This is a genomic window from Methylomonas lenta (assembly GCF_001644015.1).
Classification (GTDB): Bacteria; Pseudomonadota; Gammaproteobacteria; order Methylococcales; family Methylomonadaceae; genus Methylomonas; species Methylomonas lenta.
This window is the reverse complement of record NZ_LUUI01000096.1, coordinates 52,037-69,180: the sequence shown is the minus strand read 5'-3', so window position 1 is coordinate 69,180 and position 17,144 is coordinate 52,037. Positions and strand designations below refer to the sequence as shown.

14 protein-coding genes are annotated in these 17,144 nt (G+C 45.4%); 9 read left to right on the top strand and 5 right to left on the bottom strand.

What is annotated here, in order from left to right:
* Window positions 1-292: 292 nt before the first annotated feature.
* The 3 genes from A1359_RS09480 to A1359_RS09470 are packed head-to-tail and all read left to right on the top strand — an operon-like array spanning window position 293 to window position 7,142.
* The gene (locus A1359_RS09480) at window positions 293-1,357 is read left to right on the top strand and encodes a DUF389 domain-containing protein (RefSeq protein WP_157200515.1); all 1,065 of its coding nucleotides are present in this window, start codon (window positions 293-295) and stop codon (window positions 1,355-1,357) included.
* Window positions 1,358-1,398: 41 nt separating this feature from the next.
* The gene (locus tag A1359_RS09475; protein ID WP_066981613.1) at window positions 1,399-3,141 is read left to right on the top strand and encodes an autotransporter assembly complex protein TamA; all 1,743 of its coding nucleotides are present in this window, start codon (window positions 1,399-1,401) and stop codon (window positions 3,139-3,141) included.
* A complete protein-coding gene (locus tag A1359_RS09470; protein ID WP_066981496.1) occupies window positions 3,138-7,142 on the top strand; it encodes a translocation/assembly module TamB domain-containing protein in 4,005 nt (1,334 codons plus the stop codon). Before A1359_RS09475 ends, A1359_RS09470 begins: the two co-directional genes overlap by 4 nt.
* 209 nt (window positions 7,143-7,351) lie before the next feature.
* On the opposite strand, the gene A1359_RS09465 is transcribed toward A1359_RS09470, so the two are convergent.
* Entirely contained in the window at window positions 7,352-7,852 is a 501-nt protein-coding gene (locus tag A1359_RS09465) for a DnaJ domain-containing protein (protein WP_066981493.1), read from the bottom strand.
* Window positions 7,853-7,932: 80 nt separating this feature from the next.
* Between A1359_RS09465 and mobB the strand changes: the two genes are divergently transcribed.
* Both mobB and moeA read left to right on the top strand, forming a co-directional pair.
* On the top strand, window positions 7,933-8,460 hold the full coding sequence (gene mobB / locus A1359_RS09460; RefSeq protein ID WP_066981490.1) for a molybdopterin-guanine dinucleotide biosynthesis protein B: 528 nt from the start codon (window positions 7,933-7,935) through the stop codon (window positions 8,458-8,460).
* Window positions 8,457-9,701: a molybdopterin molybdotransferase MoeA gene (moeA, locus tag A1359_RS09455; protein ID WP_066981487.1), complete on the top strand. Its 1,245-nt coding sequence runs from the start codon at window positions 8,457-8,459 to the stop codon at window positions 9,699-9,701. The genes mobB and moeA overlap by 4 nt, the downstream gene beginning before the upstream one ends.
* 379 nt (window positions 9,702-10,080) lie before the next feature.
* On the opposite strand, the gene A1359_RS09450 is transcribed toward moeA, so the two are convergent.
* Genes A1359_RS09450 through A1359_RS09440 form a run of 3 tightly spaced genes read right to left on the bottom strand, consistent with a single transcriptional unit; the run spans window position 10,081 to window position 12,296 of the window.
* Window positions 10,081-10,803, bottom strand: coding sequence for a DUF3581 domain-containing protein (locus A1359_RS09450; RefSeq protein WP_066981484.1), 723 nt, complete (start codon window positions 10,801-10,803; stop codon window positions 10,081-10,083).
* Window positions 10,804-10,818: 15 nt separating this feature from the next.
* Window positions 10,819-11,142 (bottom strand): rhodanese-like domain-containing protein, encoded by a 324-nt coding sequence (locus A1359_RS09445; RefSeq protein ID WP_066981481.1) that lies wholly within the window; start codon window positions 11,140-11,142, stop codon window positions 10,819-10,821.
* On the bottom strand, window positions 11,133-12,296 hold the full coding sequence (locus tag A1359_RS09440) for an aminotransferase class I/II-fold pyridoxal phosphate-dependent enzyme (RefSeq protein WP_066981610.1): 1,164 nt from the start codon (window positions 12,294-12,296) through the stop codon (window positions 11,133-11,135). The genes A1359_RS09445 and A1359_RS09440 overlap by 10 nt, the downstream gene beginning before the upstream one ends.
* Window positions 12,297-12,409: 113 nt before the next feature.
* Between A1359_RS09440 and dksA the strand changes: the two genes are divergently transcribed.
* The 4 genes from dksA to A1359_RS09420 are packed head-to-tail and all read left to right on the top strand — an operon-like array spanning window position 12,410 to window position 16,596.
* Window positions 12,410-12,832, top strand: coding sequence for an RNA polymerase-binding protein DksA (dksA, locus tag A1359_RS09435; protein WP_066981478.1), 423 nt, complete (start codon window positions 12,410-12,412; stop codon window positions 12,830-12,832).
* A gap of 2 nt (window positions 12,833-12,834) precedes the next feature.
* Window positions 12,835-13,725, top strand: coding sequence for a tRNA glutamyl-Q(34) synthetase GluQRS (gluQRS, locus tag A1359_RS09430; protein WP_066981475.1), 891 nt, complete (start codon window positions 12,835-12,837; stop codon window positions 13,723-13,725).
* Window positions 13,726-13,766: 41 nt separating this feature from the next.
* A complete protein-coding gene (acs, locus tag A1359_RS09425; protein ID WP_066981473.1) occupies window positions 13,767-15,704 on the top strand; it encodes an acetate--CoA ligase in 1,938 nt (645 codons plus the stop codon).
* Window positions 15,705-15,708: 4 nt separating this feature from the next.
* Entirely contained in the window at window positions 15,709-16,596 is an 888-nt protein-coding gene (locus A1359_RS09420) for a DMT family transporter (protein ID WP_066981471.1), read from the top strand.
* 41 nt (window positions 16,597-16,637) lie between these two features.
* On the opposite strand, the gene A1359_RS09415 is transcribed toward A1359_RS09420, so the two are convergent.
* Window positions 16,638-17,084, bottom strand: coding sequence for an Rrf2 family transcriptional regulator (locus A1359_RS09415; protein WP_066981468.1), 447 nt, complete (start codon window positions 17,082-17,084; stop codon window positions 16,638-16,640).
* Between the last annotated feature and the right edge of the window lie 60 nt (window positions 17,085-17,144).

Genomic DNA, 17,144 nt, shown 5'->3' with positions numbered 1-17,144 from the left:
TTTTATTTTTCATTATCGGTTTGTCATTGATAACCTAATCCGGCTAAACCTGCATTGTTGAATCATGCCCCCTATCAGCACTGGTTTCAAAATAAATTGTGTTTTCATTGCAACTCCTTATATTGTGAATAATTAATGACTCCCACGCTGATCGAAAACAACTCTTCTGCATTGAGGGCTGGTAGTCAGCCAGTCGAAAACAAGAGCAACATAATATTTACAGCTAATTAATCCATGTTTAATACTGGCAAACTCTTTGTTTTTTAATGTTCTTTTTCATCAATTATTACTTATGTTTAGTTTTGTAGAAAATAAAGAAGTCCGCCTGCAAGAGATTCAGTCGATTAGGGCAGAAATTGCTCAAAACGCTGAATTTGATAAAGCTTTTATTATCATGAACGCATTAGCAGCCATCATCGCTTCCTATGCGTTATTGGCGGATAGTTCCTCGGGGGTAATAGGCGCTATGCTGGTTGCCATGCTTTTGAGTCCGATTGCCGGCGTCTCGCTATCATTGGTAGATGGTGACTCAGTATTATTTAGACGGTCGATCAGATCACTGGGTGGCGGTATTGGCATCGTGATACTGTGTTCACTGGCCGTAGGTTTATTACATACCGATATGCCAGCCGGCAAAGAATTATTGAGCCGCACACACCCGAATTATCTTGATTTAATGATTGCCTTAGCCGGTGGTGCTGTCGGTGCATACGCTGTCATTTCGCCGCGTGTTATCAATGCGGTTGTCGGCGTAGCTATAGCCACGGCTTTAGTGCCTCCTTTATGCTCCGGAACCATTTTTGCAGCCCGTGGCGAATGGGAAAATGCTGGCGGGGCCTATTTATTGGCTTTTGCCAATATAGTGGCTATCCAGTTTTCTTCCTCCATCATCTTGTGGCTAGCCGGTTTTCATCAAGCCGTTGATAGATTTTACCGTAATAAAAAAGTTGTCTGGCTGAATGCTGTGAGCTTTTTGTTGATAGCTTTATTGTTTGCCGCCTTAGGCGCCAATACCAAAATTATTTTAAGCCAAGTGCTTTATGAAACCAATATACGCAAAGTTTTAAATAAGGAAATGAAGAATTTTCCCGGTGCCTATATGAGTGATGCCAGGATTAATCAGGAAGACGATAAAAATCTGGTGCGCATCGTGGTTAGAAGTCCGTATGCTTTCTCTGCATCTGAGGTGGGCGGCATAGAAGCAAAACTACCCACAGCCCCCAATCAATTACCAGTAGAATTACGCTTACGTCATATTAAGGTTGAGGTGATGACCAAAGAAGGCCCAAAATTTGACTTAAAGCTGAGTCATTACAGCCAACCACTTTCCAATATCGAAAGCATCGAGCCGCCTTGAATCAGGCCATCTGTTTTTCCAGGGAACTTAGTAATGAATTTATGTTAAACATCCAGCGGGTACGTTATTTTACCTGGATGCTGCTGTTATCAATATCTTTGCAGGCTAGCGGGGAAATTTCTGTTTCCGGTTTGTCTGCACAAGCCGAAACCAACGTTAAGTTGACAGTATCGCTAGCAAAAGAACAATGCGACACGCCTGAGTGGAAAATACGCCAACTGTTTAATAACTCTAATGTTGAAATAGACGAAGCTATGCGCGCGCTAGGTTATTACCATGCCAGTAGCAGTCAAAACCTGTCGTTTGATGCTGATTGCTGGCAAGCTGACTTTGAAGTAGAGCCAGGCCCCAGCGTTATAATCGACAGCATCGATATCATTATTGAGGGCGACGCGAAAGATGACGCAGAATTTATTGTACTGCGAGACAAACTGCTTGGCGACACCGGCACGGTATTAAATCATAGCTATTACGAAAAAATGAAAAGCTGGATTGAAACCCTGGCCATGGAGCACGGTTATTTAAAAGGCCAATTCGTCGAAAAAGAGCTGTTGGTAGATAAAGAGCAGAATAGCGCCCAGATTAAACTGGTTTACGATGCCGGTAAGCGCTTTTATTTTGGTGAACTGACTATCGATCAAGACATACTTGAGCCGGATTTTGTCAGTAAATTCATCCAAATCAAACCCGGCGAGTTTTATTCCAGTTCGCAACTGGCTCAAACCCATAATGCGCTGTCCAAATCCGGTTACTTTGAAATGGTGGATATTCATCCGGAAATGGATGAAATCAAGCAACTCGATGTCCCCATCAGCATGAAGCTATACCCGAAAAAGATTCATCATTACAGTATCGGTGTCGGCTATGACACCGATAAAGGCCCCTTGCTGGGCGCATCCTATATTAATCGCCGACTCAACCGCAGAGGTCACTTTTTAACCTCTGAGATCGATTTATCGCCCGTATTATCCACCGCAGATGTTGAGTACAACGTGCCTTTGGAAAACCCAATAACAGAAACCTTCAGCTTTGGCGGCGGGCTTAAACGTGAGCGTACGGAAAGCTTTAACTCCTTGTCCGGCAAACTATCGGCCCGCCTGAAACACGCTTACGAGAGTGGCTGGAGACAAACCCTGTATCTGGATTCAGTTTATGAAAAATATACCGCAGCTTCTATAAGCGACAGTAACTTAGACAATAACACCTTATTACTCCTGCCAGGCGGCAGTTGGTTACTTTCGGTAGCAGACAATCCACTGCGTCCAAAACACGGTTATCGATTAGACTTTAATATTGCCGGTGGTTATAAAAATCCAATATCCGACATCAGCTTGGTGCAAGGCTCGATGGCTGCGGTTTGGACCCATCCGGTCCCCTGGGATGGCCGCATCATTGCCCGTGCCGAGCAAGGCGCAACCTGGGTGGATGACTTTGAGCGCTTGCCTTCCACCTATCGCTTTTATGCTGGTGGCATGAACAGCATCCGGGGTTATGCTTACAAAGAACTAGGGCCAAAAGATAGTCAAGGTAATGTGATTGGAGGCCGTTTTCTGAGTGTTGTCAGTTTGGAATATGAACAAACCCTATTTGACGACTGGGGGGTTGCTGCATTTATCGACGGCGGAAACGCCTATAATCTGGATGATATTCAGATGAAAACCGGGGTGGGTTTGGGTGCACGCTGGTATTCACCTATCGGGCCGATACGTGTTGATTTTGCCATACCGTTAGATGAAGCCGATTCATCTTTTCAAATTCATTTTGCCGCTGGCACTCGTTTATGAAAAAACGCGCCCTTCTGCTTGGCCTGTGCTTAATTCTATTGATTCCAGTGTCCCTGTTTGCCTTGCTGGGCAGTGCATCCGGTAGTCGCTGGTTATTAACACAAGTCTTGTCGGCCTTACCGGCAGAAACCTCAGTTGCTCAGATTGAAGGGAATTTTCTGCAGCAAATCAAACTCAGTCAACTACATTACGAATCTGCCAATGAACGTATCGACATCGCGCATTTCAACTTAAGTTGGCAACCCGGACAATTACTGAGCGGCCGTTTAAAACTGGTTGATTTAAGCCTGAATGGGGTGGACATCATCATTAAACAAACATCCCCCGCAGAACCCAGCACATTTGATTTTAATGCCGAAGTATTTTTGCCGCTGCAACTAATCCTGGAAAACTTCTCGATTACCAATTTGCACTATGAAGATGGCAGTGCGCATTACAATTTGCAACAGTTAAAACTTTCGGCGCTAACGGAACAAAACCAACTCAAGATCACCACACTCACCATAGAATCTGATGGAATAAACGCCAACCTGCAGGCGCAGGTAACTCTGGGCAAGCAATTTCCTTTTAGCTTGAAAAGCCAATTGCAAATGGCAGCCGGCGACTACGGCCACTGGCAAGCAGAAACCTTAATCAACGGGGATATCAATCAAGTAGCTTTTGATATTCAGCAGTCCTCGCCGTTTAAACTCAAGCTAAAAGGCGCCTTGGATAAACTGCAAACTGCACTCGAAATAAAAGCCCGCGGTGACTGGGAACAACTAAGCTGGCCATTAGCCACGACTCAGCCACAAATTATGAGTGAAAAAGGCTATTTTGAAATCAATGGCCCGCTGGATGCTTATCAATTAACTTTGGTCGGGCCTTTGACCCAGGACTATCTCCCCGGCGCCCAACTAAATTTTCAGGGCAAAGGCAGCCCGAATGGTATCAATATCGAAAATTTACAAATCGCTTCCGATGCCGGCTCATTGCTGATTGCCGGGATGGTTGATTGGCAAACTAACACCGTATTTGATTTAAACACCCAGGGTAAAAACTTCAATCCGGCCATTTTTTTGCCGGATCTTCCTGGCAAGCTAACGTTTGACAGCCATATTCAAGGCAATCTGAGCGATAAAAGCAACCAAATACAATTGGCTATCAACACACTAAACGGTCAATTGCGCGGCAATCCTATCGATGCCAGCGGTAAATTAGCCATGGCCGATGACATCTATACCATCAATCAGCTGACTATCAACTCCGGTCGTAACCGTATCAGCGCAGATGGCAGCTTGAGCTCTGAGCAATCTAATCTGCTGTTCAACATCGACACGCCAGCATTGGCTACGTTATGGCCAGGTCTGGCCGGCAGTTTAAAAGGCGCTGGCAAAATTCAGGGTAACCTTAAACAGCCGGTTATTTTATTTCAGGCCAAAGGACAGCAACTTAAATACCAAGATCAGCAAATCCAAAAACTCAGTCTGGCTATCGATTATCAACCCGATAACCAACGAATCTCTACATTACAGTTTACTGCCAACGCTATTAAAACAGCTGATCAAGACATCGCTTCCGTGATACTAAACGGCAGCGGCAGTTTAAAACAGCATCAATTCACCCTGGACATTCAAAGTTCTTTGGTTTCTTTGTCAACAATCCTGAGTGGTAGCATGCATGACCAGGACTGGCAGGGTAATCTCAGCAAACTTAATCTGGACAGCGCCGATTTGGGGAAATGGCAATTAAAGGCACCCAGCAAAATCCAGGCTTCCAAACAAGATGCGGGTATAGAGCTTAGCTTGCCGGATACCTGTTTAATACAAAATTCTGCCGCATTGTGTGTCAGCAGCCATTACCAAGCAAATTCCGATTTTGACCTGCAATTAAAAGCCACAGAGTTACCAACTGCACTATTACAAGCCTATTTACCCGCGCAATGGCAGTTAAAAGGCCTGGTTAATGCCGACACGGAATTGCAGCAACGTAAAGGTGTATTGGCAGGTAATTTTCGGCTGGAAATGCCGGCCAATAGCAAAGTCATTTTACAGGAGCCTCAAAACCGCCAGGAAATGACTTTAGGTCGCTTAAGTATCGATGGCACGCTAAAAAATAATCTGTTATCCAGTCATGCTGATTTGGCATTGACCGGCAAGGATAATCTAACGGCACAATTGCAACTCAACACTCATGCATCCCAGATTTTGTCGGGTCAAATTAAGGCGTCGATTGCAGACTGGTCATTGTTTAGAGCATTTATGCCTGGCGTTTCTGAGCTGAGTGGTCAATTGACGACAGATTTAAAATTACAAGGCAACCTAAGTAGCCCTTTGATTGCCGGCGATATCGATTTGCTATCCGCTAAACTGGAAATGGCTGAAGCGGGTGTTGCTTTAGATCAAATTAATCTGCATGTCCATGCCTCTGGCGGACAAAACAACAGCATTAGCCTAAAAGGTAGCGCAACGCCAAAGTTTCTGCCTAAATCCGATAGCAAAGAGGCTATGGAATTTACCGGCATTATTGATGTTTCTGCAGAAATACAACAAAGGAAAAACCAGTTTAATGGCCATTATCAATTGGCCATACCAGCTAATAGTAGCCTCGGGTTCAAAAATGCCCAGACACAGATTACAGTACCGTTTGCTGCATCGACCCTGAGCGGCGATATCAATGGCGACCAGCTTTCGGCTAATCTTGAGTTATTGATGAGCAATCAGGATTTCTTACGCGTCAAATTGCAAGCCGATACTGGCCCAAGTAAGAGCTTAAAGGGACAAGTAAATGCTTCCATGCAGGACCTTGCCTTATTCAACGCATTGGCGCCTGAATTATCCAATATTAAAGGCCAGATTAAAGCCGATTTGTCTGTCAATGGCAGCATGGAACAACCGATTTCACAAGGCTATATTCAGCTCACGCAAGGTGCTACCGACGTTGCCAGTCTGGGTATTAGTCTGCGTGATATCAACTTAAAAATTCTTACCGCAGACGAACAAGGTCAACGCATGCAAGTGACCGGCAGTGTAAACTCCGCTGAAGGGCAATTAAACATCAATGGTTTGATCGGTCTGGACGGCAAGGCAGAGATTAGTATTCAAGGCAGTGATTTTGAAGTAGCCAAGCTGCCGGAAGCTGAAGTCACTCTTAGTCCCGACCTAAAGCTGACACTGGCCGAAACAGAGAGCAAACTAAGCGGTTATCTACTGGTGCCTAAGGCCATTATCACCTTAAAGGAGTTACCTAAAAATGCCGTTACCGTCAGTGAAGATGAAGTGATAAAAGGTCAAACCATCAGCGAAAAAAAACCAGGAACCACAGTGGGCCTGAATACGAATATCGATGTTGAATTAGGCCCGCTGGTACGCTTTTCCGGACAAGGTCTTACTACCGAATTGCACGGTAAGTTAAAAATAAATCAATCCGGCGACAAAACAGCGATGCATGGCACCATTGACATGAAAAATGGCCGTTACCAAAGCTATGGTCAAAACTTGACCGTGCGTAAAGGCCGCTTTATGTTTGATGGCCCTGTCGATTCGCCTTGGCTGGATGTGGAGGCAATTCGGGTTTCTAAAGACCAGAATGTCACGGCTATATTGAGCTTAACCGGCCCGTTAAAAGCCCCCAAAACCCGGATTTATTCGGAACCGTCTTTGCCTGAATCCGAAGCCTTGGCGTATTTGCTTACCGGCTCGTCATTGAATCAAGTCGGAAAATCGGATGGCAGCATGGTTGCTGGCGCGGCTTTGTCTTATGGTGCCGGACAATTATCCTGGTTGACTGAAAAACTGGGGGTGGATGAATTTGAAGTCAAGCAAGGCAAAGCCCTGCAAGACACTATGTTGGCAGTAGGTCAATATTTAACCCCGGATTTCTATGTCGGCACCAAAGTCGGAATATTCAATCAACAGGCTGTATTGGTTCTGAAACACAAACTCAGCCAATCCTTCAACGTAGAGACCCAGGCCGGCACCTCACAACGGATTAAACTTAACTATGAAATCGACACCAATTGATAAGCCGTTTTGTAAGGGTTTTTAATCTTAGGATTTCGCCAAAATCAACTTCCGCTTATGATTTCCATGCTGGAACACTTTAATCTGATGGTGTTAAGCCCCCTCTCCTGATGGAGAGGGGTTCTGAGGCGAGTGACTTGTGTATAACGATGAGTGCAAAGCGTAGGAACAATGCACTTGGGTTTGAACTACAACAAAATCAATCGGATTTAACTATTCAATAGTGTTTTTTTAGCTAAATTTATTTGTGCCGCTAAATAATTGGAACCGCCTTTATCCGGGTGTAATTTTGCTATCAGCTTCCGATGCGCCTGAATAATTTGTTCTTCACTAGCGCCCGGAGTCAAACCTAACACCTCCAAAGCCTCAGCTTTACTCATATTGTTACCCCGCGGAGGCCGGTTAGATTGTTGCTGATGATATTGCTGTTGTTTACCGGCAGTGAATGACATCCAAAGACGATGGAGTTGTGGTGCGTAATTTAAAATAGCCGGCATCAACCGAACCATAAAAGCGATGGCGACACCAAGCATCGCAAAAAGCCAATTAAGCTTTCCAGTCCCCATTAACACTAGCATTAATACAACGACTAGTATCCAGCCGATTTTTTTGAACCACTTGCTAACCTGCTCAGGTGGCGTTTTCTGGAACCAGCGAATCGCCAGATAAACCAGCATCACCGGTACCAATAACAACAAAAGGCGTATCACGGTTTCTCCCTGCCAGCATTAACTTCAAATAGGTCATAATACCTTAGAATGTTATTGGCTTCATATGACTAAGGACATCAATGACCTTGCAACAACCTTTTATTCTCGGATTTGCTGCCTTCAGCGGCACAGGCAAAACCTATTTACTGACACGCCTGATACCGATACTAAAGCAACGAGGCTTGAAAGTCGGTTTGATCAAACACAGCCATCATGACTTTGAAATAGACTATCCTGGCAAAGACAGCTATGAATTGCGGGCCGCCGGCGCATCGCCTGTCATGATAGTATCGCCCTATCGTCGAGCCCTGATTACTGAGTTTCAACCATTGTTGGAGGTACATTTAATCGATCAGTTAGCTGCTTTTCCACAAGCAGATTTGGATTTAATTCTAGTGGAGGGTTTTCGACATGAAAGCTTTCCCAAAATTGAATTACACCGCCCAAGCCTGGGCAAAGAATTAATCTATCCCAATGATAGCAACATTATTGCCATCGCTAGCGACCAGCCATTAAACACCACCAATTATTTACCCTGTTTGGATTTGAATTGCCCACAAGCTATCGCCCATTTTATTTTTAACTATTTTTTCGAGCCCGCATCGTGACCGAAATTTGTTACCCCAAAAGCGCCGCATTATTATCCGTTGAGCAAGCGCAACAACACATACGTCAGGCTATTAAACCGATTGAGCAACACGAATCGATAGGCTTGACGGAAGCTTTAGACCGCATCCTGCAACAAAGTATTCATACGCCCATCGATATTCCGCCGCAACGGAATGCTGCAATGGATGGCTATGCCTTTGCTAGCGACGCCCTGATCAAAAACCAGGCGACTATGTTGCAGGTCATTGGGACATCCTGGGCCGGAAAACCTTTTACAGGCTCAGCCCAACCCAATCAATGCATACGCATTTTTACCGGTGCCGTGGTACCGGATTTTGCCGATAGTGTGATTGCCCAGGAACAGATTACCCGCCAGGCAGATCAAATCACGCTGCCGGAAAACACTAAGCCATTTAAAAATATCCGCGCAGCAGGCAGCGATGTTAAACAACATGAACGGTTAATCAAGGCGCCCAAAAAACTAAAAGCCAGTGACTTAGGTTTACTGGCAGCCGCAGGCATAGACAAAGTTCAAGTGACGCGCCGCTTAAAAATTGGCTTTTTTTCCACCGGCGACGAATTGACGGCCATCGGCCAAGCTTTGCAGCCTGGGCAAATTTATGACAGCAATCGTTATTTATTGGATAGTTTATTAAAACAGGCTAATCATCTGGTTACCGATTTAGGCGTCATCAAAGATGACAGTCAGTTAATTGAGCACACCATCAGCTCAGCTGCCGGCAAATTTGATGTGCTGATTTCTACCGGCGGCGCATCGGTTGGGGATGCCGACTTTATCAAACAAACACTGGAAAAATGCGGTCAGGTCAATTTCTGGAAATTGGCTATCAAACCGGGTAAGCCATTAGCCTTTGGCAAGATCGATGATTGTTTGTTTTTCGGTTTGCCCGGCAACCCGGTAGCTGTATTAGTGACATTTGAAAAGTTTGTGAAACCGGCTTTACAACAACTTTCCGGATTGTATCCAACACAAGCATTGCAACTGCTTGCCCGCTGCGAAACACCGCTACGCAAATCACCCGGTCGGCAGGAATATCAGCGCGGCATCCTGCGACAAATTTCACCGGGTGAATTTAGTGTCCAAGCAGCCGGACAACAGGACTCTCATCAACTCAAAGTAACCAGTTTAGCTAATTGTTTTATTGTACTTAACAGTGAATGCAAGGGGGTCGAAGCCGGTGAAATGGTGATAGTAGAACCCTTGGATACATCGCTTTAGAAATTAAAACGGGTTAAGAAGTGCAACCAAAGTATGTAATGCAGGCGTTTGTTAAATGCTGTTTTATGTTCTGACAATGTAGATCAAGCGCTTATCAAGCATAAACTGACAAACAGAAAGCAAATTTTGATCATGGCACTCAGGCCATAAAAGAGGAAGATTCTTGTGTCCATATTTCATGGCAATGGCAGATAATGCGGAGCGAGGTGTATTTCAGAATTCTGATTATAAAGCACCTTCAGCAGAACCCAACTAGCTTTATCTAAGGCAAGATCACCTGGATCCATAAGCCACGGATGCCCGCTTCCCGGCGGGCATGACGGTGGTATTTAAGCGGTAGATCGCTACTTGAATAGTGAAAACCGATGATTAAAAAAACTTAATTGGCAATCAGGTTTGCCAGATAGCCATTTTTCCGGGCCAGATATTCATCAACAAATGCATCCATAGGCTCGGTTTCATAGGTACGCAAACCGCTGACAGTCAGCTTCTTAAACCCCGTCCCCACGACCTCGTCACCCGACTTAATCTGAAAATATAGATAAGCAGTGGCGCGCTTACCATTAACTTCCATTTTGGGTTCCAGCATTTCCAGGCGAGGATTGTCCACGTCTATCTGCGCGATATTTAGCGTCATACTTTCATAAATCACTAACGGTCGATCAATGTTGAACATGACATTTTCTTTTGCCAACAAAGGCACCAGCACATAAGGAAAGTTTTGCCCGGAAAATGCCACATAATCGCGAATCAAGGCTTCAATCATGGCATGGTCATGATTGATTTTGCCGGAACGTTGGATTTGCAAATAGGTTTTACCTTGATGATCGGTAACATCGATTTGTTCGGCATCGGTTTCCGGAAAATTCAGCAAAACCCCATCACCCACCATGCCTGAAAATATAAAGTGCATATGTTCACTGAGACCATATTTCTCCAGCACCAAAGAAAATAATAAATCACCCGGCACACAAAAACGCTTGGCATCGGCATCGTGTAGCGGATTGAAATCGTGAGCAATTTCCTTGGCAAAGCTACTCGCTTGCTCTGCAGATATACGCAAGCCGTTATCTTGTGTTTGGTAAAATTCTTTTAAAAACATATTGTTATTATTCTTTTAATAGCGAGAAACTGTGGTATCGCAACTTAAGGACCAGGCATCTATGCCGCCGACTAAATTGAAAAGACGTGTAAATCCGTATTGCTCTAAAAACAGACAAGCTTGCTGACTACGCATGCCATGGTGACAGAGCACCACTAGGTCTTGCTCTGGATTCAGTTCTTGTATGCGTTCGGGTATTTGTCGTAAGGGTATGTGAAGGCTGCCTTGAATCTGCGCAAAGGCGTATTCATTGGCTTCACGCACATCCAATAGTAAAAAGTCTTCGTTATCTTCCAAGCGTTGTTGTAATTCTTGTGCACTACATTGTGTTATCGGCATAAAAAGCGTTCCAATCGTGTTAAAGCGGCAGACATTCTATCGATAGAAGCAGTATATGCAAAACGGATATGTTGATCAGCCAAATATAAGCCAAAATCACGACCCGGGGTAACCGCCACACCTTCCTGTTCTAACAATGCTCTGGCAAATTCAAAACTGTTGTCGGTAAAAGCACTGCAATCGGCATAAATATAAAATGCGCCTTCGGGTTTACAGGCAATTTTAAAGCCCAGCCTTAGCAAGTTTTCATACAAAAAATCCCGACGGGCCTTAAACTCAATCCGGCGACGTTCCAGTTCTGCCATATTTTCCGGCGTGAAAGACGCCAGAGCAGCATATTGCGAATGTGTAGGCGTTGAAATAAAAATATTTTGCGCCAGCTTTTCAGCCGCTTCGACAAAGGCGTCCGGCACCACCAACCAACCCACGCGCCAACCGGTCATGCCAAAAAACTTGGAAAAACTATTGATTACAAAAGCTTCATCGCTAAAAACCAAAGCACTAACAGCAGGCTGATCGTAAATCAGACCGTGATAAATTTCATCAGAGTAAAAACAGCCGCCAAGCTGATGTACCTGAGTGATGGCTTTATGAAAATCCTCACGGTTAATCAAGGTGCCGGTGGGATTAGAGGGTGAAGCAATCAACACGCCTTTACTGGCCAGGTACCAGTTTTTGGCGATCAAATCGGCGCTTAGTTGATATTGGGTACTGGCATCGACATTAACAAAATGCGTATGACCATTGAACAAACGGACAAAGTTATCGTTACAGGGATAACAAGGATCAGACATCATCACTTGCTCGCCAGGGTTTAAACTAATACCAAACGCCAATAAAAATGCCCCAGTAGCACCCGGAGTCACAAAAACCCGCCGCGGATCGACAGTTACACCATACTGCTGCTGGTAATAATCGGCAATACTGCTACGCAATTCCGGCATCCCGGCTGCAGCAGTATATTTCACTTCACCGGTTTTTAATAACGCTCTGCCGGCATCGATGACCGCTTGCGGGGTTTGGAAATCGGGTTCACCGATTTCCATGTGAATAATGTCTCTGCCCTCACGCTCTAATTGTTTGGCACGTTGTAATAATTCCATGACATAAAAGGCTGATATGCCTTGCATTCTGTCTGCGACTTGCTGTTTCATATCCTTGTTATCCATTGAGCTAATGGGCGTGCATAATAACAAACTTCTTGCTTGTGGCCGGTCATTCTGATAAAAAGCCCCCCAATTTTAGAAAGATAGGCAGGAGTCAATGGATGAATAGTTCCACTACAGAATTTACCCTCAAACCGTATGTTGAAGTTGAGGGTGAAGAATACATGAATGAGGCCCAGTTGCAGCATTTCACCAATATCCTGAACAAGTGGAAATCGGATTTAATGCAGGAAGTGGATAGAACTGTGCATCATATGCAGGATGATGCAGCCAACTTTCCGGATCCCAACGACAGAGCCACGCAAGAATCTGAATTTAGTTTGGAATTGCGTACCCGCGACCGTGAGCGCAGGCTGATCAAGAAAATCGAAGAATCGATTAAAAATATCGAAGCCGGCGATTATGGCTATTGTGAAACCTGTGGTGTGGAAATCGGCATTCGTCGTTTAGAAGCGCGTCCAACCGCAACCTTGTGTATCGATTGCAAAACCCTGGATGAAATCCGGGAAAAACAAATGGGTTAACTCTGTCGGTATCCACCCCTTCATACATAGGCCGGTTTGCACCTTCGCCAACCGGTCCGCTTCACCTAGGATCGCTTTCCACCGCTTTAGCCAGTTATCTGGATGCCCGTTACCATAAGGGATTTTGGCGTCTAAGAATCGACGACCTGGATACTCCGCGAAATGTAACTGGCGCTACGGATACTATCTTGCACTGTCTACAACGATTTGGCTTGCAATGGGATTGCGAAGTTTATTTTCAAAGCCAACATCTGCAGCAGTATCAACAGAGCTTGGCAAAATTACAGCGTCAGCAATGGCTGTATGCCTGTCGTTGTAGTCGTAAAAAATTAGGCAATAGCCTGGTTTATCCTGGATATTGTCGTCAGGCTGGTTTTCCTGACGACAATACAACCGCATTACGCCTAAAGACCCAGGACTTAACGATCGAATTTGATGACGCTTTACAGGGCAAAGTTTGCCAAAATCTTGCGTTGGAGCAGGGTGATTTTGTGCTTCGGCGACGAGATCAAATCATCGCTTATCAGTTTGCCGTTGTGATTGACGATAATAGCCAGGCTATCAGCCATGTCGTAAGAGGGGCGGATTTGCTGGATTCAACACCCAAACAAATTTATCTACAGCAATTATTAGGCTATCCCACACCGCATTACCTGCATTTACCGTTAATTGTCGATGAGCATGGCGATAAGCTCAGCAAACAGACGTTAGCAGCACCTATTGATGATAGCCACCCCACAGCTACGTTGTTTTTTTTGTTAAAACTTTTACAGCAAAACCCACCAGAAAACCTGCTAAGCGCATCGATACAACAGCAGTTAAACTGGGCCATAGCGCATTGGCAACCACAGGCTTTACAAAAAGTTCGTGCAATTCAACCGCCAATTCTCTAATTTACTCGCCCTATAAGTTGGATATAGACCAAGGAATTACCATGTCAGAACATCACATTTATCCGGTAAAACCCGAGATTGCCGCCAAGGCGCACATCAATGCAGAACGTTACCAAAAGCTTTATCAGCAATCGATAGCTGATCCGGACACTTTTTGGGCCGAGCAAGCCAAGCTATTTTTAGATTGGGATCAACCCTGGCAAGAAGTGTCGCATTGCGATTTCCCACAAGGCGATATCCATTGGTTTATCGGCGGCAAGTTGAATGTGAGTGTTAACTGTCTGGATAGACACCTGGAAACACGTGGTGATCAGGTGGCGATTATTTCCGAAGCCGATCATCCCGACTACGACTCTAAATTAACCTATCGTGAACTCCACCGCGAGGTATGCAAGTTTGCCAATGTATTGAAAGACCAAGGCGTGCAAAAAGGTGACCGGGTATGCATTTATTTACCCATGATTAGCGAAGCGGCTGTGGTTATTTTAGCCTGCACACGCATAGGCGCGATACACTCGATCGTGTTTGGCGGCTTTTCTGCCGATGCTTTACGCGACCGTATATTAGATGCTGATTGCCGTTTTTTGATCTGCGCCGACGAAAGCTATCGCGGTGGCAAAATCATTCCGGCCAAAATCACCGCCGATAAAGCCGCTGCCCAATGTCCCAATCTAAAAACCATTATTGTCATCAAACACACCGGCCATGAGATTCCCTGGATGGAAGGACGTGATGTTTGTTACCGCACCGCCATGCAACAAGCCTCGGCAGATTGCCCACCGGTGATGATGGATGCGGAAGATCCATTATTCATTTTGTATACCTCAGGCTCCACCGGCAAACCCAAAGGTGTATTGCATACCACAGCCGGTTATTTGTTGTACGCAGCGATGACGCATAAATATGTGTTCGATTATCAGGAAGGCGATATCTACTGGTGCACCGCAGATATTGGCTGGATAACCGGCCATTCCTATGTGTTGTATGGACCGCTGTGTAACGGCGCCACCAGCTTAATGTTTGAAGGCGTCCCCACCTACCCCGCCGCCGATCGCTTTTGGCAAGTAGTGGACAAGCATCAAGTGAATATCTTTTACACGGCCCCCACTGCGATTCGCGCCCTGATGGCACAAGGCGACAACTATGTCACCAGCACCAAGCGCACCAGCCTGCGCATCTTGGGCAGTGTTGGCGAGCCGATAAACCCCGAGGCCTGGGAATGGTATTACCATGTGGTCGGCGAAGCGCGCTGCCCTATTGTCGACACTTGGTGGCAAACTGAAACCGGCGGTATTTTGATCACCCCGCTTCCAGGTGCTACCGCTTTAAAACCCGGCTCGGCAACTTTGCCGTTTTTTGGCATAGTGCCGGCTATTGTTGACAATGACGGGCATTTACTGGAGGGTGAAGCGGAAGGCAATCTGGTATTGACTCATTCCTGGCCTGGACAAATGCGTTCGGTTTATGGCGACCATGAGCGCTTTATCGATATCTATTTCAAAAAATACCCCGGGTATTATTTTGCCGGCGATGGCGCCAGACGTGATCAAGACGGTTATTACTGGATTACCGGTCGAGTGGACGATGTCATCAACGTTTCCGGTCATCGCTTGGGTACGGCTGAAATCGAAAGCGCCCTGGTACTACATCATGATGTAGCGGAAGCTGCAGTCGTCGGTTACCCGCATGCTATCAAAGGCCAAGGTATTTATGCCTATGTCACCCTTAATGCCGGCGTTCAACCTACAGATGCGCTAAAAAAACAACTGAAAGAACTGGTTAAAGAGGAAATCAGCGCCATTGCTTTACCCGATTTTATTCAATGGGCACCTGGCCTACCAAAAACCCGCTCCGGTAAAATCATGCGCCGTATTCTGCGTAAAATCGCCGCTAACGATGTCAGTAATCTCGGCGACACCTCCACCCTGGCTGATCCGGCGGTAGTCGACGATTTGCTGACGCAACGCGCGCAGCAGTAATTAAATGCGGATTTTTCTGGCCTATTTAGGCGTAGTCGTAATCTGGTCAACCACGCCATTAGCGATCAAATGGAGCTCAGTCGATGTCAGTTACATTTTTGGCGTTACCGCACGCATGAGTATTGGCGCCATCTGCTTGTTTTTCTTGATGCTGATTGCCCGGCAACCCCTACGATTACATAAAGCCGCTTTAAAAACCTATCTTGCAGTGGCCTTGCAACTGTATTTTAGTATGCTGATTACCTATTGGGGCGCACAGTTCATACCCTCAGGCTGGTTATCCGTTATTTTTGGTCTGACGCCCTTGATGACCGCATTTTTAGCCGCCGCTTTTTTAAACGAGCGCAGTTTAAGCCTGGGTAAGTTGTTTTCTTATACCTTGGGCGTGGCCGGCTTGGTAATCATGTTTGATTCTGCTCTGGAAATGAACCAACAAGCCATGCAAGGCATGATTGCCATGTTGATCGCCACCTTTCTGTATGCAGTCAGTTCGGTATGGGTCAAGCAGATCAACGCCCATCTACCCGCTCTGACTCAAATCAGCGGCGGTATGCTGTTGGCTTTACCGGCCTATTTGCTGACTTGGTATTGGCTGGACCATGCCAGCCTACCGCAAAGCCTATCTCAACAAACCCAGCTATCCATACTTTACCTAGGCGTTATCGCCACGCCGATTGGATTTGCCTTGTACTACTACGTTTTATCTTACCTGCCGGCTACCACTGTGGCGTTGATTACCCTGATCACGCCTGTGTTTTCATTGTTTTTAGGCTACAGCGTCAATCAAGAACCTTTGACTATAAAAATCGCCAGCGGAACCGGATTAATATTGCTGGCCCTGGCCATGCATACTCTGCTTAATCGTCGAAAAGTGAATAAACCTGCGCATTGAAGGAATATTATCTGCATTACATCGTTGAGGGCGAACAAAGATTAAGCGTCTGTAATATGGTGCAAAATATTTGCCGACCTATCGGTCATCGGTAATAAGTCCGTCAAAACGGCATCATCCAATACTTGTAAAAAACCCTCTACTGCCCTACCCAATAAACCGGTTAATCCGCACTCCGGTTGAATCGCACAATGCCCTTGTTTTTCAGGATTAAAACATTCGGCGATTTGAAAATGGTTTTCTATCTCCCTGACTACATTGCCAACATTGATATGTTGCGGAGGCCTAGACAGACAAATTCCGCCGCCTTTGCCACGTACAGTTTTTACAAAACCTTTCAAGCCTAAGTTATGCACTACTTTAACCAAGTGGTTTTTGGAGATACCGAAAAACTCGGCTAATTCTGTGATGGTAACCAGTTGATCAGGGTGCAAACTCAAATAAATCAAAACCCGTAACGCATAATCCGTATGTGTTGTTAATTGCATGATGTGCTTTTTTTATAAGTTGCATTTGAAATATACTTTATTAAGCTCTACACTTTCAAT

What these genes read in the sequence shown, in the direction of transcription:
- A1359_RS09475 (WP_066981613.1), top strand. Translation starts at nt 1,399, where the DNA reads ATGTTAAACATCCAGCGGGTACGTTATTTTACCTGGATGCTGCTGTTA.
- A1359_RS09420 (WP_066981471.1), top strand. Translation starts at nt 15,709, where the DNA reads ATGCGGATTTTTCTGGCCTATTTAGGCGTAGTCGTAATCTGGTCAACC.
- A1359_RS09480 (WP_157200515.1), top strand. Translation starts at nt 293, where the DNA reads ATGTTTAGTTTTGTAGAAAATAAAGAAGTCCGCCTGCAAGAGATTCAG.
- mobB (WP_066981490.1), top strand. Translation starts at nt 7,933, where the DNA reads ATGACCTTGCAACAACCTTTTATTCTCGGATTTGCTGCCTTCAGCGGC.
- acs (WP_066981473.1), top strand. Translation starts at nt 13,767, where the DNA reads ATGTCAGAACATCACATTTATCCGGTAAAACCCGAGATTGCCGCCAAG.
- A1359_RS09415 (WP_066981468.1), bottom strand. Translation starts at nt 17,084, where the DNA reads ATGCAATTAACAACACATACGGATTATGCGTTACGGGTTTTGATTTAT.
- dksA (WP_066981478.1), top strand. Translation starts at nt 12,410, where the DNA reads ATGAATAGTTCCACTACAGAATTTACCCTCAAACCGTATGTTGAAGTT.
- A1359_RS09440 (WP_066981610.1), bottom strand. Translation starts at nt 12,296, where the DNA reads ATGAAACAGCAAGTCGCAGACAGAATGCAAGGCATATCAGCCTTTTAT.
- A1359_RS09470 (WP_066981496.1), top strand. Translation starts at nt 3,138, where the DNA reads ATGAAAAAACGCGCCCTTCTGCTTGGCCTGTGCTTAATTCTATTGATT.
- A1359_RS09445 (WP_066981481.1), bottom strand. Translation starts at nt 11,142, where the DNA reads ATGCCGATAACACAATGTAGTGCACAAGAATTACAACAACGCTTGGAA.
- A1359_RS09450 (WP_066981484.1), bottom strand. Translation starts at nt 10,803, where the DNA reads ATGTTTTTAAAAGAATTTTACCAAACACAAGATAACGGCTTGCGTATA.